At 75.2% G+C, this 22,339-nt stretch carries 18 protein-coding genes; 13 read left to right on the top strand and 5 right to left on the bottom strand.

What is annotated here, in order from left to right:
• Positions 1-128: 128 nt before the first annotated feature.
• Together ACIQTO_RS34265 and ACIQTO_RS34260 are read right to left on the bottom strand one after the other, a co-directional pair.
• Positions 129-806, bottom strand: coding sequence for a thiol:disulfide interchange protein DsbA/DsbL (locus ACIQTO_RS34265; RefSeq protein ID WP_402396520.1), 678 nt, complete (start codon positions 804-806; stop codon positions 129-131).
• Positions 807-1,002: 196 nt separating this feature from the next.
• The gene (locus tag ACIQTO_RS34260) at positions 1,003-2,115 is read right to left on the bottom strand and encodes a glycosyltransferase family 4 protein (protein ID WP_402396517.1); all 1,113 of its coding nucleotides are present in this window, start codon (positions 2,113-2,115) and stop codon (positions 1,003-1,005) included.
• A gap of 311 nt (positions 2,116-2,426) precedes the next feature.
• On the opposite strand from ACIQTO_RS34260, the gene ACIQTO_RS34255 reads away from it, so the two are divergent.
• From ACIQTO_RS34255 to ACIQTO_RS34205, 11 genes are all read left to right on the top strand, one after another.
• Positions 2,427-3,557 carry a glycosyltransferase family 4 protein gene (locus ACIQTO_RS34255; RefSeq protein WP_402396514.1) on the top strand — a complete coding sequence of 377 codons (1,131 nt, stop codon included), beginning with the start codon at positions 2,427-2,429 and terminating at the stop codon, positions 3,555-3,557.
• A 345-nt stretch (positions 3,558-3,902) separates the two neighbouring features.
• A complete protein-coding gene (locus ACIQTO_RS34250) occupies positions 3,903-5,786 on the top strand; it encodes an AAA family ATPase (protein ID WP_402396511.1) in 1,884 nt (627 codons plus the stop codon).
• A complete protein-coding gene (locus ACIQTO_RS34245) occupies positions 5,783-6,922 on the top strand; it encodes a glycosyltransferase (RefSeq protein WP_402396509.1) in 1,140 nt (379 codons plus the stop codon). The genes ACIQTO_RS34250 and ACIQTO_RS34245 overlap by 4 nt, the downstream gene beginning before the upstream one ends.
• A gap of 69 nt (positions 6,923-6,991) precedes the next feature.
• Entirely contained in the window at positions 6,992-8,107 is a 1,116-nt protein-coding gene (locus tag ACIQTO_RS34240; RefSeq protein WP_402396507.1) for a GNAT family N-acetyltransferase, read from the top strand.
• A complete protein-coding gene (locus ACIQTO_RS34235) occupies positions 8,107-9,780 on the top strand; it encodes a hypothetical protein (protein ID WP_402396504.1) in 1,674 nt (557 codons plus the stop codon). Before ACIQTO_RS34240 ends, ACIQTO_RS34235 begins: the two co-directional genes overlap by 1 nt.
• Positions 9,777-10,970: a DegT/DnrJ/EryC1/StrS family aminotransferase gene (locus tag ACIQTO_RS34230; RefSeq protein WP_402396501.1), complete on the top strand. Its 1,194-nt coding sequence runs from the start codon at positions 9,777-9,779 to the stop codon at positions 10,968-10,970. Before ACIQTO_RS34235 ends, ACIQTO_RS34230 begins: the two co-directional genes overlap by 4 nt.
• 128 nt (positions 10,971-11,098) lie before the next feature.
• Positions 11,099-11,554 carry a large conductance mechanosensitive channel protein MscL gene (gene mscL, locus ACIQTO_RS34225; RefSeq protein ID WP_402396498.1) on the top strand — a complete coding sequence of 152 codons (456 nt, stop codon included), beginning with the start codon at positions 11,099-11,101 and terminating at the stop codon, positions 11,552-11,554.
• A 355-nt stretch (positions 11,555-11,909) separates the two neighbouring features.
• Positions 11,910-12,758 carry a DUF6643 family protein gene (locus ACIQTO_RS34220; RefSeq protein WP_402396495.1) on the top strand — a complete coding sequence of 283 codons (849 nt, stop codon included), beginning with the start codon at positions 11,910-11,912 and terminating at the stop codon, positions 12,756-12,758.
• A 219-nt stretch (positions 12,759-12,977) separates the two neighbouring features.
• Positions 12,978-13,865: an MOSC domain-containing protein gene (locus ACIQTO_RS34215; protein ID WP_402396492.1), complete on the top strand. Its 888-nt coding sequence runs from the start codon at positions 12,978-12,980 to the stop codon at positions 13,863-13,865.
• Positions 13,866-14,187: 322 nt separating this feature from the next.
• A complete protein-coding gene (locus tag ACIQTO_RS34210; RefSeq protein WP_402396489.1) occupies positions 14,188-16,590 on the top strand; it encodes a right-handed parallel beta-helix repeat-containing protein in 2,403 nt (800 codons plus the stop codon).
• Positions 16,591-16,688: 98 nt separating this feature from the next.
• Positions 16,689-17,054 carry a DUF6191 domain-containing protein gene (locus ACIQTO_RS34205; RefSeq protein WP_402396486.1) on the top strand — a complete coding sequence of 122 codons (366 nt, stop codon included), beginning with the start codon at positions 16,689-16,691 and terminating at the stop codon, positions 17,052-17,054.
• 28 nt (positions 17,055-17,082) lie between these two features.
• On the opposite strand, the gene ACIQTO_RS34200 is transcribed toward ACIQTO_RS34205, so the two are convergent.
• Positions 17,083-17,679 (bottom strand): TetR/AcrR family transcriptional regulator, encoded by a 597-nt coding sequence (locus tag ACIQTO_RS34200; RefSeq protein WP_402396484.1) that lies wholly within the window; start codon positions 17,677-17,679, stop codon positions 17,083-17,085.
• A 116-nt stretch (positions 17,680-17,795) separates the two neighbouring features.
• Between ACIQTO_RS34200 and ACIQTO_RS34195 the strand changes: the two genes are divergently transcribed.
• On the top strand, positions 17,796-18,296 hold the full coding sequence (locus ACIQTO_RS34195; protein WP_402396481.1) for a DUF4267 domain-containing protein: 501 nt from the start codon (positions 17,796-17,798) through the stop codon (positions 18,294-18,296).
• A gap of 109 nt (positions 18,297-18,405) precedes the next feature.
• Here ACIQTO_RS34195 and ACIQTO_RS34190 read toward each other — a convergent pair whose 3' ends face one another.
• Positions 18,406-19,542 (bottom strand): PLP-dependent cysteine synthase family protein, encoded by a 1,137-nt coding sequence (locus tag ACIQTO_RS34190; RefSeq protein ID WP_402396479.1) that lies wholly within the window; start codon positions 19,540-19,542, stop codon positions 18,406-18,408.
• A 198-nt stretch (positions 19,543-19,740) separates the two neighbouring features.
• Positions 19,741-20,922 (bottom strand): ROK family protein, encoded by a 1,182-nt coding sequence (locus ACIQTO_RS34185; protein WP_402396609.1) that lies wholly within the window; start codon positions 20,920-20,922, stop codon positions 19,741-19,743.
• Positions 20,923-21,038: 116 nt separating this feature from the next.
• On the opposite strand from ACIQTO_RS34185, the gene ACIQTO_RS34180 reads away from it, so the two are divergent.
• A complete protein-coding gene (locus ACIQTO_RS34180) occupies positions 21,039-22,325 on the top strand; it encodes an MFS transporter (RefSeq protein ID WP_402396476.1) in 1,287 nt (428 codons plus the stop codon).
• Positions 22,326-22,339: the final 14 nt, after the last annotated feature.

Below are 22,339 nucleotides of genomic sequence, written 5' to 3'. Positions count from 1 at the left end.
TATCGAGAAGTGGGCCTGCCACCACGGCAGTTCTCGACCCCGGCGGTGCGGCCCGGCGTCCACTCTGGCACAGAGTGTGGTCACCGGGGGTCGGTTCGGTGAAGGTGATCGGTCCGACCGGAGGGGGGTCAGTGCCGGGGGTTGCGCTGCTGGTCCTGCTCGACCAGCCGGTCGAGGACGGCGGGCATCGCCTCGACGCCGCCGGCCCCGGTCGGCGAGGTGCGCTCCGCGCCCTGGACGACCACGGTGGGCAGCTCGGTGATCTGGTACTGGACGAACTGCGCGGCGGCGTCGTCCACGGACCGCTGCACGTCGGCGGAGCGGTACGCGTCACGGAAGGCCTGCGGGTCGATGCCCTGGCGCACCGCCCAGTCGGTCGTGGCGTCCTCGGTGGTGAGGTCCTGCTCGTTGGAGTGGACGGCGCGGAAGGCGCTGGTCTGCAGGCGCTCGACCAGGCCGAGGCGCTCCAGCGTGTAGTAGAGGCGCGCGTGACCGCGCTGCGCGCGCTCCTCGGGGCTGCCCTGCCAGATCGCGGGCACCCGGCGCAGGGTGACGTCGGCCCGGTGCTTCTCGGCCCAGGCCTGGAGCGGCTGCTCCAGTTGCTGGGAGTGGCCGCAGTCGTACCAGAAGAACTCGACGGCCTCGGTCCGGGCGCTCTCGCGCACCGGCTTCAGCTGGTCGACCCGGACGGACTGGGCGCCCTCGCGGGACGGTTGGTGGGTGGTGGCCGCGCCGGCCTGGACGGGGGACGCGGCGATCCCGGTGGCGACGGCGAGCAGGAGGGTGGACCTCAGGAGGTTCTTCACACCGGGCAGTGTGGCGGTGACGGAGCGTCAGGAGCGACTCGCCCCGAGGGGCCGGGCCGGGATTCGCCCGATCGGCGCAGCACGGCCCGGCGCGGCGGCGCAGCACGGCCCGGAGCAGCCCCGCCCGGAGCAGCTCGGCACGCCGCGGCCCGGCCGGCGTCCGCGTGCGACCGACCGCTCCGGCCGGGCAGCCCGGTCAGCGGCCCCACACGTCGGCGAAGAGCCGCTGCCAGGCGTCCACGACCACACCGAGTTCGCAGTGCTCCAGCACGTGCTCCCGGGCGGCCGCGCCGAGCGCCGTCCGGTCGCCGGCCAGCACCTTGGCCAGGGCCTCGGCGAGCGCGACCGGGTCGCCGGGGGCGACCAGCGCGCCGGTGACACCGTCGCGGACCACCGACCGGACCCAGCCGACATCGGTGGCGACCGCGGGCAGTCCGGCCAGCGCCGCCTCGATCAGGACCCCGGGCACGCCCTCGCTGTCGCTGCTGAGCAGCAGGGCGTCGGCGGCCCGGTAGAGCGGGACCGGGTCGGCGAGGGTGCCGAGGAACTGCGCCCGGGCGGCCGCCGGATGCCGTTCGAGGGCCGCCCGCAACGGACCGTCACCGGCCACCGCGAGGCGCACGTCGGGGAGCCGGTCGAGGGCGTCCAGGGCGAGGTCGAGCCGCTTCTCGGGGGCGATCGCGCCGACCCAGGCGACCAGCAGGCCGTCGGCGGGCAGACCGAGCGACTGGCGGGCGGCGCGCCGGTCGGCCTCGCTCCCGGCGGGCGGGTAGCGGTCGGCGGAGCGGGCGTTGGGGATGGTCCGGACCTTCCCGGCGGGCAGCTTGAAACGCTCCTGCAGGAGGGTGCGGGCCTCGTCGGCGAGCGCGGTCACGGCGGCCGCGCGGTGCAGCAGGACCCCGGTGCGCAGCCGGCGCAGGGGGCTCGCCGTCCAGTGCCGGGGGTCGCCGATGGAGGCGTAGACGAACGGGGTGCGGGTGCCGGCCAGGGCGAGGGCGCAGGCGGGGAGGGTGGCGGAGCCGTGCGCGACGACCAGGTCGGCGGTGCGCGCGGCGGAGCGGAGGGCGAGCAGGGTGGCGGGGTGCAGCCGGGCGGGGCCGAGCACGGCGGTGGCGAGGGTGTCGGGCGCGTCGGGGGCCGCGTCGGGGTGCGGGGCGAGGGCGCGCAGGGCGGAGGCCTGACCCCGGCGGCGCAGTTCCCGGTGGATGTCCCGGGCGAGGTTCTGGGCGCCGCGGCGGCGCGGGTCGGTGATCACGTGCAGGATGCGGGGGCGGGTTCCGGCCGTCTTCGCCGGCGTCGCGTCGGGCATGGGGAAGACCTTGGCACAGGGGCAGGCGCGGGGCAGCCCCTTCGCGCAACCCGGCGGTGGTCCGCGCGCCAGCGCGAGTGCCCCGGTCGGGCGCCGATCGGGTGCCGTCGTACGCCGCCGGCGTCGGTCGCGCGCCCGACTGCGCGCCCCCGGCCGCCCCCGGCCGCTCCGCGACGGCGGGAGGCTCCTGGCCGAATACCTGGCGGGCGGGCGGCGCCACCTGCGATGCTGATCGGCAGTCAGGGTGCCGGCCGGCATGGGAGACCGGCCGCGCCCAGGAGGGCGGGGGTTGGCCTGTGCATGTGCTCTATGTGATCGACAGCGTGAGCCGGGTCGGCGGGGCCGAGCAGGGCCTGGTGGCGATGGCCCCCCAACTGGTGCGGGCCGGGGTGAAGCTGGATGTCGCGTACCTCAAGGACTCGCCCGGCGGCTTCCAGCCGGAGCTGACCGGGGCGGGCGCCGATGTGTTCGGCGTCGGCCGGGCCACCCGGGGCCGGACCGTCGCCGCACTGCGCAGGCTGGTCCGTGAGCGCCGCCCGGATCTCGTCCACACCACCCTGTACGAGTCGGACGTGCTCGGCCGGGCCGCCGCACTGTCGGCCCGGACGCCGGTGGTCTCCAGCCTGGTGAACTCGGCGTACGGACCGGAGCACCTCAACGCGCGCGGTCTCAGCCCCTGGAAGGTGCGGGCCGCGCAGGCGGTGGACGCGGCGACCGCCCAGGGCACCCGCCGGTTCCACGCGCTGACCAGGCACGTCGCCGGGGCGATGGCGCAGCGGCTGCGGGTGTCGCGGGAGCGGATCGACGTGGTGCCGCGCGGGCGCGACCCGGAGCTGCTGGGCATCGTCACCCCGGAGCGACGGGCCGCCGTCCGGGCCGCGCTGGGCCTGCCGCAGGACGCGCCGGTGGTGCTCGCGGCGGCGCGCCAGCAGTACCAGAAGGGCCTGGACGTCCTGTTGGAGGCGTGGCCGGCGGTGCTGCGGGCCGAGCCGGACGCGGTGCTGCTGCTGGCCGGCAGCGAGGGCACCGAGACGCCCCGGCTGACGGCGCTCGCCGAGGCGGCGGGCGGCGTGCGCTTCCTCGGGCCGCGCGGCGACGTCTTCGACCTGATGGCCGCGTCCGACGCGTTCGCCGTGCCGTCCCGTTGGGAGGGCCTGGGGAGCGCGGCGATGGAGGCGATGGGCGTCGGCGTGCCGCTGGTCTGCGCGGACGTGCCGGCGCTGCGCGAGACGGTCGGCTCGGAGGACTACGCCCGGCTGGTGCCGGCCGAGCGGCCGGGCGCGTTGGCGACGGCGCTCGTCGACACCCTGCAGGACCGGGCGTCGGCCCGGGTGCGGTCGAAGTCCGCGCGGGCGCGGTTCCTCACCTCCTTCACGCTGCATCAGGTGTCGGCGCAGATGGTCGAGTTCTACGAGCGCTCACTGCGCTTGCGCACGGTCTGACGGGATCCGACCGGTCATGGCCGCCTCCCGGTCACCGGGCGGCCCCAGTATCGCCAAAGCGGTTGCGCCGCACGTCGCGGCTCGGCAAGCATCGCAGGAGGACCGGCGGGCGGGGGTCGGTGCGCGGGGTGACACGAGCGCGGCCGGGCCGGTGCGGCCCGGCCAGGCGCCGCCGCGCCGCCGGGAGCGAGTCGTCAGGGGGGGCGAGTTGCGACATCGGGCGAGGGATTCCACCGGGCCGGGAGCACGGCGCAGGACGGCCAGAGGCAGCAGCACCGGGACCGCCGCGCTCCCGACGGGAGCTCAACAGCACCACCGCACCACGAACGCGAGGGGATCCGACCGGTGGAACCGGCAAACCACTTCACCGTCCTGCGGCGGTACTGGCGGCTGCTCGTCGGCTGCACGCTCGCCGCGCTCGTCGTCGGCTGGCTGCTGACCCCCACCGGTGACACGGTGGACAACGCCAAATGGAAGTGCAAGGTCGCCATCACGCCGGTCGCGGGGGCCGGCGACACCGTGCGGGCCGACCAGGTGCTCTCCTACGCGCAGGGCTCGGACGTCGCGACGGCGGCGGCCAGGCAACTCGGCATCGCCGACGCGGCGGCGGTGATCGCCCGCCGGACGGTGACCGCCGACAGCGCCCAGATGCTCTCGATCGCCACCACCGGACCGACCCAGCAGTCCTGCTCCGACCTGGCGGCCGCCTACTCGGCCGCGATCATCAAGGGCTTCAGCGACGAGTCCGCGAAGAGCGCCGCCGAGACCGTCAAGAAGCTGCAGACCCAGGCGGACGCCCAGCAGAAGCAACTGGACGACATCCAACAGCAGTTCAACCGCTCCTCGCCCGGCGACCAGCCCAAGCTCCAGCCCAAGCTGACCGCCGCGTCCACCTCGCTGACCGCCACGCTCACCGCGATCAGCAAGCTGCAGAACGGCGTCCAGACCGACGCCATCCAGCAGTGGGGCAGCATCGACGCCCGGCAGAGCGCCGGCAACCTCCTCTCCACCCCCAGTCGGAGCGTGCGGCTGGGCCTGGCGGTCGCGCTCGGCCTCGGGCTCGGGGTGGTCGCCGCGCTGATGCTCAGCCGGATGGACACCCGGCTGCGCACCCGCAACGCCGTCGAGGAGGGGTTCAACCTGCCGGTGATCGGCGAGGTGCCGCAACTCTCCCGCCGACTGCGGAGGTTGCGCGAACCGCTGGTCCGCGCCCGCCCCTCGGACCCGGCCGCCGAGGCGTACCGCTCGCTGCGCTCCACGCTGCTGCTCACCGGTCCGGACGCGCTCGGCCGGTCGGCCGCCGGGCCCGCCGAGTGGGAGCGCGCCGACCGCGCGCCGCGCCGGGCCGCCGATCCGGCGCCGGTGGTGCTGGTCGCCTCCGGCAGCAGCCGTGACGGCCGGACGACCACCGTCGCCAACCTGGCCGCCGCGCTGGCCGAGACCGGGCGCGAGGTCCTCGTCCTGGACTGCGACTTCCGCCACCCGCAGCTGCACGCCCACCTCGGGGTGGGCGGCGGTCCGGGGATGGCCGAGCTGCTCAGCGGCGAGCAGCTCGGCGAGTTGGACGAGCTGATCCGGCCGACCAACGTGGCGGGCGTCTCGCTGATCACCGGCGGCAACACCACCGCGTACCCGGCCGCGCTGGTGCTGCGCGCCGCCGAAGTCCTGCGCCGGGCCCGCCGGTACGCCGACGTGATCCTGGTGGACACCTCGCCGCTGCTGCACGCCAACGACGCGTTCGACCTCGTCCAGCACGCCGACGCGGTGCTGGTGACCGTGCGCAACGGCAATGTGACCCCCGAACAGGCGGATCGGGTGGCCGAGTTGCTCGCCCGGACCGGCGTGCCGGTGGCCGGTGTGGCGCTGCTCGGCAGCTACGGACCGGCCGGACGGCGTCGGCGCACCGCGGTGGGCGGCGGGCCGGTGGCGGCGGGCGGACGGGCCGACCGGTCCGCCCTGCCACGCACGGCCGCGCCGGCGCCGGCCGCGGCACGGGGCACCGACCGGGGCGCGGAGCCGGGCACCGACCGGGGCGCCGACCGGACGACGCCGAGCTGGGCCCGACGTGACGCCCTCGACCCGGGGGCGGACCGCCCCGGTACCACCGGCCCCGGCGTCTACGACCCCGGCTCCTACGGCCCGGGCGCCAACGGCCACGGCCCCAAGGCCGGCCCGGCCGGCGGCGACCAGGCCGAGCCGGCCCTGCTGCGCGAGGCGGAGGAGCGGTGACCGGCCGCACCCGGGTGCTCTGGCTCGCCAAGGGCCTCGGCCGGGGCGGCGCCGAGCAGCTGCTGCTCAACTGCGCCCGTCACGTGGACGGTTCACGCTACGAGGTCGAGGTCGCGTACGTGCTGCCGTGGAAGGACGCGCTCGCTCCGGCGCTCACCGGGGCCGGGGTGCGGGTGCACTGCCTGGGCGGCGTGCCGGGCACCCCCGGCCGGGCCGACCCGCGCTGGCCGCTGCGGCTGCGCCGCCTGCTCGCCGAGCGCCGCTACGGCCTGGTGCACACCCACATGCCCGTCCCGGCCGCCGCGGCCCGGCTGCTCTCGTACGGGCTCGGCGGCGCCGGAGCGCCTCGCCTGGTGCACACCGAGCACAACGTCTGGGACCGCTACCGCCCGGTCACCCGCTGGGCCAACGCGCTGACCTACCGGCGCAACGACGCGGTGGTGGCCGTCTCGCACGCCGTCGAGCGCACCATCCCGGCCGCCCGCCGCCGCCCCGGCGCCTGGGTGCACGTGGTGCACCACGGCCCGGATCTGGCCGGTGCCCCGCAGGGACCGGCCGCCCGGACCGCCGCCCGGACCGAACTCGGCCTGCCGCAGGACGCGTTCGTGGTCGGCACGGTCGGCAATCTGACCCCGAAGAAGGACCAGGCCACCCTGCTCGTCGCCCACGCGGAGCTGCTCCGCCGCCACCCCCGGGCCCGGCTGGTGCTGATCGGCGCCGGCCCGCTGGACGGGCGGCTGCGGGTCCACGCCGCCGAGTTGGGCGTGACCGACCGCGTCCTGTTCGCCGGCTCGCGCCCGGACGTCCCGGCCCTGCTCCCCGGCCTGGACGTGTTCACCCTGAGCTCCCGCCAGGAGGGTCTGCCGGTGGCCCTGATGGAGGCGATGACCAGCGGCCTGCCGGCCGTGGTCACCCGGGTGGGCGGCATGCCGGAGGTCCTGGACGACGGCGAGCAGGGTCTCCTGGTCGAGCCGGGCGATCCGGCCGCCCTGGCCGCCGCCCTCGGCCGGCTCGCCGACGACCGGCAGCTGCGGGAGCGGCTCGGCGCGGCGGCCCGGCAACGCGCCCGGCGGTTCGACGTCGCGGGCGCCCAGCGGGCCGTCGAGGCGGTGTACGAGCAGGTCCTGCGGCACTGAGCCGCTCGGTCGACACCTCCCGTCGATCCCCCGAAGGCTCCAACCACCGAACGGAGAGCGAGTCCGGACGTGAGTGCCCTGCCCGCTCCTGCCGAGCTGACCTTCCGCCCGTTCACCGAGGCCGACCTCCCGGCGGTGCTCGATCTGCTGACCGCGTCGCTGGCCGGCGGCCCGACCGGCACCCGCACCGCCGACTTCTTCCGCTGGAAACACCGGCTGGGGCCCTTCGGCGCCAGTCCCGGCCTGGTCGCCGAGACCTCCGACGGACGGCTCGCGGGCGTGCGACTCTTCCTGCGCTGGCAGTGGCACGAGGGCGTCACCGGCCGCACCGTCGCCGCCGTCCGACCGGTGGACACCGCCACCCACCCGGACTTCCAGGGCCGCGGCATCTTCCGCCGGCTCACCCAGGACCTGCTCGAACAGGTGAGCGGCGAGGCCGAGTTGGTGTTCAACACGCCCAACGGCAACAGCCTGCCCGGCTACCGGACGATGGGCTGGCAGGAGCTCGGCCGGGTGCCGGTGGCGCTGCGGCCGGTCCGGCCGGCCGCGTTCGCCCGGGGCGTGCGGGCAGCGCTGGCCCGCACCCCGGGCGGCGCGACCACACCGCCGGACTGCCGGCTGCCCACCGCCCGCTCCTGGTTCGCCGACCGGGTGACGGGCCCAGACCCGGACGCCGGCTCCACCGGCACCTCCACCGGCGCCTCCACCGGCGCCGACGGCCCGCTGGCCGAGCTGCTGCGCGAACGGGCCGCCGCCGACCGCGCCGATCCACGGCTCGCCGTCCTGCGCACCCCGGCGTTCCTGCGCTGGCGCTACGGCCGGGCCCCCGGCCTGGACTACCGGGTACTCACCTGCCACCGCGGCGGCGAGCTGACCGGTCTGGCCATCGGCCGGCCCCGACGGCGCGGCCCGCTCGCCGAGTTCACCCTCGCCGACCTGGTGGTCCGCCCCGGCGACCGGGACAGCGCGGCCCGGCTGCTGCGCGCCGCCGCCCGCGAGTCCGGGTGCGACCATGTCGCCACCCACCTCTCCCCCGGCACCGAGGCCGCCGCCGCGGCGCTGCGCTCCGGCTTTCTGCGGGCCCCCCGCACCGGGATGACACTGGCCGCCCGCACCCCGACCGGCCAGACCGAACTGTCGCTGTCCGACTGGCGGTTCAGCCTCGGCGACCTGGAGGTCTTCTGATGACCCGGCCGGCTCCGGCCCGGGCTACGCCGGCCCGCGGGCCCCGGCCGTCCGCCGTCGCCGCCGTCCGGGCCCGGGTGCCCTGGCCGTCCGCCGTCGCGGCCGCGCTGGTCACCGGCTACGTCACGCTCTTCGTCGTCGCGATGACGCACACCTCGTACGACACCTGGGGCGCGCTGCTGATCCTCCCGGTGCTGATGGCCGTCGGCACCCCGGTCCTGGCCCGGATCGCCGCCGCGAACCCCGAGCGGGACGTGTTCCGGCTGCTGATGCTGGCCATGACCGCCAAACTGCTCTGCGCCTTCCCCCGCTATCTGATGGCCTTCGTGCTGTACGGCGGCGCCGCCGACGCCAAGATGTACCACCAGAAGGGCACCGAGCTCGCCGCCTACCTGGACCAGGCCGACCTCCTGGCCGGCGTCCACTACGACCTCGGGATGAAGGTCGCCGGTACCGGCTTCGTCATCATCGTCACCGGCGTGGTCTACGCGATCACCGGCCCCTCGCTGATCGGCGGCTTCCTGGTCTTCTCCTGGCTCGGCTTCTGGGGTCTGCTGCTGTTCTGGCGGGCCCTGCAGATCGCCTTCCCCGAGGCGGACACCCGTAAGTACGCCAAGCTGGTCTTCTTCCTGCCCTCGCTGCTGTTCTGGCCGTCCAGCATCGGCAAGGACGCCTGGATGATGTTCTGCCTGGGCCTGACCACCTACGGCACCGCCCGGCTGCTGGACCGCCGGTTCGGTGCCTTCGCCTGCATCGCGCTCGGGTCGGTCGGCACCGCGATGGTCCGCCCGCACGTCACCGCACTCGCCGGGGCCGGCCTGATGGTCGCCTACGTGCTGCGCAAGCGGCCGCGGCAGGCCAGCGCGCTCGGGCCGCTGCGGACCATCCTGACCGCCGTGGTGCTCGGCGCGATGGCGGTGCTGATGCTGCAACAGGTCTCGACCTTCTTCGGCACCGACGGCACCGGCGGCGACGCGGTCAACCAGGTGCTCTCGGAGACCTCGCGGCGCACCAGCCAGGGCAACTCGATGATCAACGCGACCGCCCCGGAGGACGCCGCGCCGAAGTTCAGCCTGAACCCGGCCGGGCTGCCGGTCGCCGTGGTCAGCGTGCTGTTCCGGCCGTTCCCGTTCGAGGCCTCGAACATCCAGAACCTGATCCAGTCGGTGGAGTGCTTCGCGCTGCTGGTGATGTTCATCCGGGGCTGGCCGCGGCTGCGCCGGCTGCCCCGGCTCTTCGTGCAGCGCTCCTACATCGCCTTCACCGCCGTCTACACCCTGCTGTTCTGCTGGGCCTTCTCGACCATCAACAACATGGGCATCCTGTCGCGCGAACGCGTCCAGGTCCTGCCACTGGTCCTGGTCCTGCTGGTCGTCCCGGCCGCCTCCACCGCCGTCCGGGGGGCCGCCGAGCGCCGGCCGCCGCCGGTCTGGCGGGTCGCGCCGGGCCAGTGGGGCGGGGGCCGGCGGCCACCCGAGGCCCACCCCGTCCGCGTGGGCGGGTCGGAGCCCGGCGAAGCCTCCGCGGTCCGGCCGCCGGGCCGGTCTCCGGCTCAGCCGCCCAGCCGGCCGCCGACCCGGTCACCGACGCAGGTGCCGACCACGTCACCGACCACGTCACCGGCCCAGTCACCGAGCCAGTCACCGAGCCAGGGGGGATCCACCGCGCCATGACCACCGACACCCTTGCCCTGCCCGCCGCCCTCGGCGGCACGCCCGCCTTCCCCGAGGGCCTGCCGCTCACCCGCGTCCAGGTCCCGGACCGCGCCGCCCTGTTGGAGCGGCTCGGCACCGTGCTGGACAGCGGGCAGCTGACCAACGGCCGGACCGTCGCCGAGTTGGAGGAGGCCGCCGCCGAACTGCTGGACGTGCCGCACGTGGTGGCCGTCTCCAACTGCACCGCCGGCCTGATGCTGGTACTCCAGGCGGCCGGCGTCGCCGACGGCCGGCCGGTGGTGATGCCCGGCTTCACCTTCTCCGCCACCGCCCACGCCGCCCACTGGGCGGGCGGCACCCCGGTGTTCGCCGAGGCCCGCGCGCGGGACATCACCCTGGACCCGGAGGACGCCGCCGCCCGGCTCACCGCGGCCGACCGCCCGGCCGCGCTGATGGCCACTCATGTGTACGGCACGCCCTGCCAGGTGGAGCGTCTCCAGGAGGTCGCGGACGCGGCCGGTGTCCCCCTGGTCTACGACTCGGCGCACGGCTTCGGCAGCAGCCGCCGCGGAGTACCGGTCGGCAACTTCGGCTACGCCGAGGTGTTCTCGATGAGCCCCACCAAGGTCGCGGTGGCCGGCGAGGGCGGTCTGGTCGCCACCCGGGACGCCGCCCTCGCGGCGCGGCTGCGCACCGCCCGCGACTACGGCAACCCGGGTGACTACGACACGCTCTTCCCCGGCCTCAATGCCCGAATGAGCGAGTTGCACGCCGCCGTCGGTCTCAACTGGCTGACCGGCCTGCCCGAACGGGTGGCCCATCGGGGCACACTCGTCGCCGAGTTCGCCGCCGCGACCGCCGGGCTGCCGGGGCTGCGCCTGGCCCTGCCGGAGGAGGGCGACGTCTCCACCTTCAAGGACCTCACGCTCATCCTGGACGCCCCGGCCTTCGGGCTCAGCGCCCGCCAACTCGCCGACGCGCTAAGGGCCGAGGGCATCGACTCGCGCCGCTACTTCCACCCGCCGGTGCAGCGCCAGCGGGCCTACGCCCACCTGGGCCAGGCCGAGTCGCTCCCGCTGACCGACCGGCTGGCGGACTCGGTGCTGACGGTGCCGCTCTGGACCCAGATGGACGCCGCCACCGTGCGGCGGATCGCCGGGGCGGTGGTCCGGATCCAGCCGTACGCGGAGCGTCTGCGCGCCGCCTGAGCGGGGACCGCCGCGTTAGGCAGATCGAGTGAACGCGGTTGGACCTCGGGCCCACCCGGTCGGCAGGATGTCCGGCCGGGGCCCGCGGTCCCATCTCACCCTCTCCCGTACGGATTTGGAGTCACCCGGTGCTCAAGGGATTCCGCAGCTTCCTGCTGCGCGGCAACGTCGTGGACCTCGCGGTCGGCATCGTCATCGGTGCGGCGTTCACCGCTGTCGTCACCGGGTTCGTGACCGCCTTCCTGACCCCGCTCATCGGGGTCGCCACCGGCGCCGTCGGCGACTTCACCCAGAAGACCTTCGCGGTGGCCGGCACCCGCTTCCCGTACGGCGTGTTCGTGAACGCCCTGATCAGCTTCGTGCTGGTGGCCGCGGTGATCTACTTCATCGTGGTGGTCCCGGTCGGCCGGCTGCAGACGCGGCTGGAGGGCGCCAAGCCGGCTCCGGTGGCCAAGGCGGACTGCCCGGAGTGCCTGAGCCCGATCCCGGTGGCGGCGGTGCGCTGCTCGTTCTGCACCTCGGAGGTGGCGGGCCGTCCGGGCTTCCCGACGCAGGCCGTGCCGACACCGGCACAGGCGCGCTGACCTCGGGTTCTGTCGCCCCGGACCGCCCTCACGGGAACTTTATCCCCGAAACATTCACGAGCCTCTGCCGCCCGGTCGGCAGGGGCTCGAATGCGCCGGCGCACGCCCCGACCGCAAAAGTTTCTTCGCCTGGCCCCGAACCGTCCACCGGCCCGTTACCGCACGGGGCTTCACCGGCTCAGTCCGGGCACCGTTCGAGCCCGCACCCCGCCCCGAAGCTGGCCTGAAGTGGTCGCCGGAATGTCCGTTCTTCACACTTTCGAAACTTTTGTGCGAGCGAAGACTGTGTAAACACTCGAACTGCTCGGGCTCCCACTCTCCTCAGCAGGCGCATTGTGGGCTTACCGTATGCCCCATGACCTCGCCCCGCTCCTACGACGGAGTCGGCTACCCCTCTCCGTCCTTCTCCTCCGGCACGCCCATCTACGACAGCCTCGTCGCAGAGCGCGGTGTCCCGCAGATCGCGCCCATCAACGTGCCGGCCGCCCTGCCGCCGGCGCTCTCGTCCGGTTACGGATCCGGCCTCGGCCCGTCCTACGAGAACCGGTACGCGACCGGGTACGACTCCCCCGGCAGCAACCTCCCCGCGCTGCCGCCCGCGCGCCTCGCCCTGGGCCCCGGCCCGAGCAGCGCTCCCTCCGCCGGCCCCGCCACGGCGTACATCCCGGCGCAGCCCGCGCCTGCGTACGCCGCCGCGCCCCAGCCCCCCGCCCCCGGCTACGGCGGCCCCCAGCCGTACCTGTCCGGGCAGCGGCCGCAGGCTCCGGCCCCCGGCTTCTCGCAGGCCACCGGCGGCGGCTACCAGCCCTCCGGCGGCCAGAGCTTCGGCGGCCAGAACACCTTCGTCGGCGCCGGCCAGGGCGGCCAGCAGACCTTCGGCGCGCAGCCGATGGGCGCTCCCGGCCCCTTCGGCGGCCAGCCGAACGCGGCCGGCCAGCCGAACGGGGGTCCGCAGAGCTTCGGCGGGCAGCAGGGCTTCGCGAGCCAGCAGTCCTTCGGCGGGCAGCAGTCCTTCGGCGGCCCGGGCCAGGCCGGTGCCGGCTTCCAGGGCAACGGCGGCGAGCAGGGTTTCGGCGGCGCCCAGCTGCGCCCGGCCGTCTCCCCGGTCGCACCGGTCCGCCCGATGCAGCCGCAGCGCCCGGGCCCGTACGGCGAGCCCGGCCAGTTCCAGCAGGGCTACCAGCCGCAGGGGCAGGGCTACTGACCGACACACCCCGGGGCCGGCCCCACCCGGCCCCCACCCACGGCACCTGAGCACCACCCCGACGCGTTCCCGCGCCGGGCGTACGGAGAAACGGGTCATCCACGGACCGCCCGGACCGCCACCCCCACGGCGTCCGGGCGGTCCGTGCGCGTACGGGGGCCGGACGAGCCGCGGCGGGCAGGGGGCCGGTCGTTCACGGGGAACTGGCAGGATGGAGGAATGCTGCTCACCGGACTGCACGTCTACCCCGTCAAGTCGATGTACCGCCTGAGCCCCGAGCATGCCCTGGTCGAGCCGTGGGGTCTGGCCGGCGACCGGCGCTGGATGCTGGCGGACGCCACCGGACGCTTCGTCAGCCAGCGTGACAACACCGCCCTCGGCCAGGTCCGCGCGGAGCCCGCCGCCGACGGCGCCCTGGTGCTCACCGCCCCCGGCGGCGCCCGGATCGAGGTGCCGGCGCCGGCCGCCGCGGTCGGCGACCCGCTCGCCGAGGTCGAGGTCTGGGGCACCCGCTTCCACGCCGCCGAGGCCCTCAAGGAGGCCCAGCTCTGGATCGCCGAGCACCTGGGCGACTACCGGCTGGTGCACCTGGACAACCCCCGCGCGCGACCGGTCGACCCGCACTTCGGCGAGCCCGGCGACACCGTCTCGATGGCCGACGGCTTCCCGCTGCTGCTCACCACCACCGCCTCGCTGGACCGGCTCAACGCCCTGATCGCCGAGGAGCACCCGGAGCACCCGGAGCACCACGAGCCGCTCCCGATGGACCGCTTCCGCCCCAACGTGATCGTCTCCGGCAGCGAGCCGTGGGCCGAGGACGGCTGGCGGCGGATCCGGATCGGCGGGCTGACCTTCAAGGTGGTCAAGCCCTGCGGTCGCTGTGTGGTCACCACCACCGACCAGGAGAGCGGCGAGCGGCGCGGCCCCGAGCCGCTGCGCACGCTGGCCCGCCACCACCGGCTGCTGAAGAAGGCGGCCTTCGGGCAGAACCTGATCCCCGAGCGCCCGGCCGGTGTCGAGGGCGACGCGCTCGGCACGCTCCGGGTCGGCGACGAGGTCGAGGTGCTGGAGGGCGGCGCGCACTGGCCGGCGGACGAGCGGGTGTGAGCCGGGGGCGCCCGCCGACGACGGGCGCCCCTCCCGCTTCCACCGCCGACGGACGTTAAGGTGCTGCGTACGGCGCCCGGTCCGCCGCCGCGTACGCCAGGTACGCCACGGCCCCGCCCGGCCGGTACCGGCGCCGCGTTCGGAACCCGAACTGTGCGCGCTCGTTGAAGCATGTGTGGAACACGCGACGGTCCCCGGCCGGGCCGGACGACCGGCGGCCGGACCACCCGCGCGGGCGCGCTACGGTGGGCGGGCCGCCGTGCACCCCGCGCGTACGGCCCGTTGATCGCCGGCTCGATGAAGGTGGGGACGACAGACCGTCATGGCTGAGCACAGGGTCCGGGTCACCCAGGACAGCGCCTCGCGCTGGCGTCGGCGCGCCGGCGAGTACGACACCCTCGCGGAAGCCCTCGCGGCCGCCGAACCGGGCGACACCGTGACCGTCCGGCCGGGCACCTTCCGGGAGAACCTGGTGCTGGACAAACCGGTCACACTCGTCCCGGCGCAGGGCCCCGGCACCGTCCGGATCGACCCGCCGAGCGGGGTGCCGCTGACCGTCACGGCCGCCGCCACCGTCCGCGACCTGGTGATCGAGGGCAGCGACAGCTCCCTCCCGGCCGTGCTGGTCACCGGCCCCGAGGCAACGCCCGCGCTCAGCGGCTGCCGGGTGGAGACCCGCTCGGCCACCGGCGTCGAGGTCACCGGCGGAGCCCGGCCCACCCTGCGCGGCTGCGTGGTCGTCAACCCCACCGGACTGGGCCTTCGACTGCGCGGACCGGGCACCGCGGCGGCCTTCGAGGACTGCGAGGTCGCCGCCGCCGGACAGGCCGGACTGGCCGTCCTCGACGGCGCGACCGCCGTGCTGGAACGCTGCCGGGTCCACCACGCGACCGGCGCCGGGGTCCTCCTCGCCGACCCGGGCAGCGCCGCCGAACTCACCGGCTGCGAGATCTACGAGATCCGGGGCAGCGGCGTCCAGGCCGAGGCGCACGCCGGCGGTCGGCTGGTCGACTGCGACATCCACCGGGTCACCGGCAACGGGATCACCCTGGACAGCGAGGCCGAACTCGTCCTGACCGGCTGCCGGGTGCACGACCTGCCGGAGAACGGCGCCGACCTGCGCGGCCGGGCCCGGCTCACGCTGACCAACAGCACCGTGCGCGACTTCGGACGCGGCGCGCTCTCGGTCTGGGACCAGGGCACCGAGGCCACCGCCGAGTCCTGCGAGATCCACAGCTCGACCGGGGAGTACCCGGCCCTGTGGGTCAGCGACGGCGCCCGGCTCACCCTCACCGACTGCTCGCTGCACGACCTGCCGGACGCGCTCTTCGTCCTGGACCGCGACTCCGCCGCCACCGCCGAGGGCTGCTCGTTCAGCCGGATCCGCAGCTCCGCCGTGTCGGTCAGCGGCGGCGCCGGGGTGACGCTGAGCGGCTGCCGGGTCCAGGAGGCCGGCACCGGGCTCTGGTTCCGCGACCACGGCAGCGGCGGACTGCTCACCGACTGCGAGATCTCCGACGTCGCCACCGGCGTGATCGTCACCAAGGGCGCCGACCCGGTCCTGCGCGACTGCACCGTCCGGGCCAGCTCGGACGCCGGCGTCTACGTCTCGGCCCAGGGCCGGGGCACCTTCGAGGACTGCCGGGTCTCGCACGGCAAGGGGTTCGGCTTCCACATCATCGACGGCTGCCGCACCGTCCTGACCCGCTGCCGGGCCGAGCAGAACGAACGGGCCGGCTTCGAGTTCTCCGAGCCCGGTCCGGTGGTGGAGGCCTGCACCTCGGACGACGTCGCCCCGCCCGCGCCCGCCTCCGACCTGCCGGCCCCCCGGTCCGCCAGGGCCTCCCAAGTCGCCACGACGGCACCCGCCTTGACGGCACCTGCGGCGATCGGGCCGATCCCGGACTGCCGCCCCGCCGACGAGGCCCTGGCCGAACTCGACGCGCTGGTGGGCCTGGCCACCGTCAAGCAGGAGGTCCGGACCCTGATCGACCTGATCGCGGTCGGCCGCCGGCGCCGCCAGGCCGGGCTGAAGGCCCCCTCGCTCCGCCGCCACCTCGTCTTCACCGGGGCCCCCGGCACCGGCAAGACCACCGTGGCCCGGCTCTACGGCGAGATCCTGGCCTCGCTCGGGGTGCTCCAGCGCGGACACCTGGTCGAGGTGGCCCGGGTCGACCTGGTCGGCGAGCACATCGGCTCCACCGCGATCCGTACCGCGGCCGCCTTCGACCGGGCCCGCGGCGGGGTGCTCTTCATCGACGAGGCGTACGCACTGGCTCCCGAGGACGGCGCCCGGGACTTCGGCCGGGAGGCGATCGACACCCTGGTGAAGCTGATGGAGGACCACCGGGACGAGGTGGTGGTCATCGTGGCCGGCTACACCGCCGAGATGGAACGCTTCCTCTCCGCCAACCCCGGTGTCTCGTCCCGGTTCTCCCGCACCGTCACCTTTCCCGACTACACCGCGGACGAGCTGCTGGAGATCGCCCGCGCGCAGTGCGCCGAGCACGAGTACGCGCTGGCCGAGGCCACCGAGGGCGCGCTGCTCCAGCACTTCGGCACCCTGGAGCGCGGCCCCAACTTCGGCAACGGGCGCACCGCCCGGCAGGTCTTCGAGACCATGGTGGAACGGCACGCCATGCGGGTCGCCCAGCTCGCGGACCCGTCCACCGAGGAGCTCCAGCTGCTCGTGCCGGCCGACCTGCCGTTGGCCCGGCTGCCCTGACCGGGGCGGGGCAGGCGCGGGACCGCCAGCGGGGGGGCGGGGCCGGGGTGGCGGCATGGACGGGGAACTCACGCCCGGCCGAGGGCCGTTGGGCCGGAATGAGCATGCTTCTCACCGGCGCCGCGGGCGGCCTGCTGCTGCCGGCCGGCCTGGTCGTGGCGTTCTTCCTCGGCGCGGTCACCCGCCGGCTGCTCGCTCGGCCCGCAGGTGGGCCGGGCACCCCTCACCCGGGCCCCGGTCGCCCCCGCCCCGGCGAACGGGGTGCCGGAGCGACGGCCACCGAGGAACTGCACGCGCTGCTCTATCCGGGCAAGCGCGTGCAGCTGGAGCAGCGCCGCATCGAGCTGGTGCTGCGGGACGACGAGCACGACGGCGCACCGAAACGCACCGGCATCGACCTCGCGGGCGGCACGGCGGTGATCCGCCGGGCGGCCGGCGTGGGCGTGGACCGGCCCGGCGGCTGAGCCGGTACCGCCGGCTGCCGGTACGCCCTCAACGGCGCTCCGGGGCCGCCTCCTTCCCCAGCATCCGCTCCACCAGCAACGCCAGGCGGTGCTCGGCGTGGTCCGGCCGGAGGCGGCCGCTCCGGGCGAGGGTGACCAGGCCGTGCAGGGCCGCCCAGACCACCTCGGTGAACGGCTCCGGATCCTCCGGGCCGGCCACCTCGGCGACCGGTCCGGCGAGGGCGGCGAAGCCCTCCTTCAACGCGGCGGGCGCGTCCGGGCGCCCGAACGGCAGGTCCGTGGCCAGGGTGAACATGGCGTCGTAGAGTGCCGGATTGGCCGCCGCGAACGCCAGGTAGCGGCCCGCCACGGCACGGAAGGTCTCGACCGGCCCGTCCGCCTCGCGGGCGACCGCCCGGAGATCGGCGGCCAGCTCCGCGAAACCCTCCAGCGCCACGGCGGCCACGATCGCGTCCTTGCCGGCGAAGTGGCTGTACAGCACGGGCTGGCTGTACTCGATCCGGTCGGCCAGCCGACGCGTCGTCACCGCCTCCCAGCCCTCGGCCTCCGCCAGCTCCCGGGCAGTTCGAATGATCAGCTGATGCCGCTCGGCGCGTTCGCGCTCGCGGCGCTCCTGGATTGACATGACATCGATCCTAGCAGTGCTAGACAGTAGAGCGGTGAACGCGCTAGCTTCATTCCTGTTCCTAGCAGCGCTAGCAGTCAGTGCGGCGCAAGCCTCACGGATCCAGGGGGATTCACATGTCCGGCACCAGCATCGCGCCCACCCGCGACACCTACGCCGTCTCGGCAGCCGGCACCACCGGCACCACCGGCACCGACCCGGCCACCGGCACCGTCCGACGGAGGATCGCCACCGTCCTCACCGTGCTGATCGCACTCGGGATCGGCTACGTCGGCGTCAGCTACCTGTTCGTCCCGGAGAGCACCGTCTCCGGCTTCGGTCTGCCCGAGTGGCCGCACGGCGACGCCGCCGCGTTCTTCTCGATCAAGGGCATCCGGGACCTCGCCACCGGCATCGCCCCGCTCGTCCTGCTCGCCACCGGCCAGCGGCGGGCCCTCGGCTGGCTGCTGCTGGTGGAGGCGCTGATCCCGCTCGACGACGCCGTCACCGTCCTGACCCACCACGGCTCGACCGCCGCCGCGCTCGGCATCCACGCCGCGACGGCGCTCCTCGTCGCGGCGACCGCCGCGCTGCTGCTGACCGAGCACCGGACCGCCCCGCGCACCCCGGCCGCCTGACCACCCCACCGCCCTGCCACCGCCCTACCGCCACACCGCCCCGCCACGGAGCCCGGCGCCGCCCGGCGGCGCCGGGCCGTGACCGGTCGGCCTTCGGTCCGGCGCGGGGTCAGCCCGTCCAGACCGCGCCGGCCAGGAACGACTCCAGCCGGGCCCGGTGGGGCGCGATGTCGATCCGCTCACCGGCCAGCCAGTCGTCGGAGTAGTACTTGTCGAGGTAGCGGTCCCCCGGGTCGCAGATCAGGGTGACCACGCTGCCCCGCTCCCCCGCCGCACGCATCTCGGCGACGATCTTCAGGGCGCTCCACAGCCCCGTCCCGGTAGAAGCGCCGGCCTTCTTGCCGAGCACCCGCTCCAGCACCCGCACGGCGGCGACCGAGGCGGCGTCCGGGACCTTCATCATCCGGTCGATCGCCCCGGGCACGAAGCTCGGCTCCATCCGCGGCCGGCCGATCCCCTCGATCCGCGACCCGCTCTCGCAGACCGCGTCCGGATCGTGGCCGACCCAGCCCTCGAAGAAACAGGAGTTCTCCGGGTCGGCGACGCAGATCCGGGTGTCGTACTGCATGTAGTGCACGTACCGGGCGATGGTCGCCGAGGTGCCACCCGTCCCGGCGGTGGCGACGATCCAGGCCGGCTCGGGGTGCGGCTCCAGCCGCAGCTGCGCGAACACCGACTCGGCGATGTTGTTGTTGCCCCGCCAGTCGGTGGCCCGCTCGGCGTACGTGAACTGGTCCATGTAGTGGCCGCCGGTCTCCTCCGCGAGCTGGGCGGAGGCCGCGTAGACCTCGTCGGAGCGCTCGACCAGATGACACTCACCGCCGTGGAACTCGATCAGGTCGATCTTGGCCTGGCTGGTGGACTTGGCCATCACGGCGATGAACGGCACACCGATCAACTGGGCGAAGTAGGCCTCGGAGACGGCGGTGGAACCGCTGGACGCCTCGATCACCGGCTTGCCGGGGCGGATCCAGCCGTTGCAGAGCCCGTACAGGAAGAGCGAGCGGGCCAGCCGGTGCTTCAACGAGCCGGTGGGGTGGGTGGATTCGTCCTTGAGGTAGAGGTCGATGCCCCAGTCGACGGGGAGCGGGAAGCGGAGCAGATGGGTGTCGGCGGAGCGGTTGGCGTCGGCGTGGACCTTGCGCACCGCCTCCTTGAGCCAGCCGCGGTAGGCCGCGTCGGAGCGGTCGACATCCTCGGAACGGTCAACGTCCTCGGCCGGTTCGGCACTCAGCTGCGCACCCATGGTCACTCTCCTCGATCGAACCCCCCGATTGCTCACTACGAGTGTACGAGAGTCACGATAAGTGACGGTTTTCGCAGCCCCAGCTTCCGCTTATCCGCAGCCGCCCGGCACGCCCCACCGGCGCCGCGGTCGCGCCCCGGACCGCCCCGCCGATACCGCGGCCACCCCGCCCGACCACACCCCCGACCACGCCCCCGGCTACACCCCTGCCTGGACCGACTGCGGGTCCGCCAGGTACGGCTTCCAGGCCAGCTCGGCCGCGCCCGCCAGCGCGCCGTGTGCCAGCTCGGCGCCGACGATCGGCACCCGGCCGCTGCGCCCCCACAGGCTGCGCTCGGCGACCACCGCGCGCAGCCGCTCCGGCGCGGCCTCCAGCAGGTCCAGGTGCAGGCCGCTGAGCACCACCCGGTCCGGATTGAGGATGTTGGCGACCCCGGCCAGCCCGAGGCCGAGCCGGTCGATGACGTGCTCGACGGCCGCCCGCGCCCGCTCGTCGGTGGCGGCGGCGTGGCAGAGGTCGCGGGCCTGGTCGAGCAGCGGGCGGTCCGGGGCGGGAGTGAGCCCGGCGGCGGCGAACAGCGCGTCCGGGTCGGTCTCGGAGTTGAGGCAGCCGCGGTTGCCGCACTGGCAGGGGCGGCCCTGCGGGTCGACGGTGAGGTGGCCGACCTCCAGCGCGAGCCCGGCGCTCCCGGTGTGCAGCCGGCCGTCGATCACCAGCGCGCCGCCGACGCCGCGGTGGCCGGAGGTGACCAACAGCAGGTGGCGGGCGCCCCGACCGGCGCCGTGCCGGTACTCGGCGAGGGCGCCGAGGTTGGCGTCGTTCGCGATCGCGGTCGGCAGCGGGTCGAGCGCGAGCGGTCCGTTGTCGGCACGGCCGACCTCGACGTCGTACAGGTCGGCGACGGGCGTGCCGCTGGGCCAGGCGAAGTGCAGGGCGGCGAGCGCGGTGCCGTCCGGTTCGGTGACCGGGTTGGGCAGCGCGAGCGCGGCGGCCAGGCAGCGACGGCCGCTGCTCCGGGCCAGTTCGGCACCGGCCTCGGCCACGGCGCGCAGCATCCGGACCGGGTCGGTGGCGGCGGGCAGCGGTCGGTGCACCGGCGGATCGAGCAGCCCGCCGAGCCCGGCGAGGGTGACGCTGAGTCCGTCGGCGTGGATCTGGCCGGCGATCACGACCGGACCCGCGGGGTCGATGGCGAGCCGGTGCGACGGCCGGCCGCGGCCACCGCCGGCCGGCCGGGAGTCGACGGTGATCAGACCGAGCGCCTCCAGCTCCGCGGTGACCGCTCCGGCCGTGGCCCGGGTGACGTCCAGCGCGCGGGTCAGCGCCGAACGGGTCGGGGTCTGGCCGGTGTGGATGAGCGAGAGCGCCGGGCCGAGCAGTGTGCGACCGCGATCGGGGGCCGAGCGGCGGTGGGCGTCACGCTGGGCGTCGTGGTCGGCCTCGGAACCGGGCTTCGGACTTGATGGAGTGAGCTGCACGCCCCTATTGTTACTTTGTGCCGCTCCGAAACAAAATCCGCGCCCATGACCGAACCGACCGGTCGTCCCCCCAGTCTCGCAGCACCGGCGTCGCCTCCGACACCCCTTGGGGTGCCGCACGGCTCGCGCTCACCGCTTTCTTCGCCGTCGACGGCTTCCTCTTCGCCGCCTGGGTGATCCGCATCCCGGACATCCGCAGCCAGGTCAGCGCCTCCCACAGCGCACTCGGGCTCGCCCTGCTCTGCGTCTCGGCCGGCGCCGTCGCCACCATGCCGCTGGTCGGCCGGCTCTGCCTCCGGTACGGCTCCCGACCGGTCACCGTCGGCTCGCTGGCGGTCCTCAGCCTCGCCGTCCCCCTGCCCGCCCACGCCCACTCGGTGGCGGCGCTCGGCGGGGTCCTGCTGCTCTTCGGGGCGGGGTACGGCGGCGCCAACGTCGCGATGAACAGCGCCGCCGTCGACCTGGTGGCCCAGCTCCGGCGCCCGGTGATGCCCAGCTTCCACGCCGGGTACAGCCTCGGCGGCCTGATCGGCGCGGGCGTCGGCGGACTCCTCGCCGGCACCCTGACCACCGCGTGGGCACTCGCCCTGAGCGGCCTGCTGGGCCTGGCCGTCACGGTGGGCGCGGGCGTCGTCCTGCTCCGCGGCCCGGCCGCCCCCCTCGTCGCGCCCGGCCGCCCGACCGCCGCCACCACGTCGCCCGAGTCCGCCACCTCCCCCACCTCCCCCAGTTCCACCGGGACCGCCGGGAGGCCGGCCCGAATACCGCACGCCCGGCTGTTGGTCCTCCTGCTCGGCCTCACCGCGCTCTGCTGCGCCTACGGCGAGGGCGCCATCGCCGACTGGACCACCCTGCACCTCACCGATGACGTCCACGCCGGGGCCGGCACGGCCGCCGCCGGCTACGCCGCGTACGCCTTCGCGATGACCAGCGGCCGGGTCGCCGGCACCTGGCTCTCCATCAGGCTGGGACAGACCCGGGTGATGGTCCTCGGCGGCCTCACCGCCGCGGCCGGCATGCTGCTCGCCGCCCTCGCGCCGTCGGTCCCGCTCGCGCTGACCGGATTCGTCCTGGTCGGCCTCGGCCTGGCCAACATCTTCCCGCTCGCCATCGCCCGGGCCGGCGCCGCCGGCGGCCCGCAGGGCGTCGCCCTCGCCTCCACCCTCGGCTACGGCGGCATGCTGATCGGCCCGCCGGTGATCGGCTTCCTCGCCGACGGCGTCGGCCTCCCGCTCGCCCTCACCACGGTGGCCTTCGCCGCCGTGCTCGCCGCGCTGCTCCCCCTCACCGCCCGCACGCGCTGACGGCCCGGCCAGGC

This window comes from Kitasatospora sp. NPDC091207 (genome assembly GCF_044768625.1).
In the GTDB taxonomy this organism is placed as follows: Bacteria; Actinomycetota; Actinomycetes; order Streptomycetales; family Streptomycetaceae; genus Kitasatospora.
The sequence above is the reverse complement of the archived record's forward strand: the minus strand, read 5'-3'. Positions and strand labels throughout refer to the sequence as shown.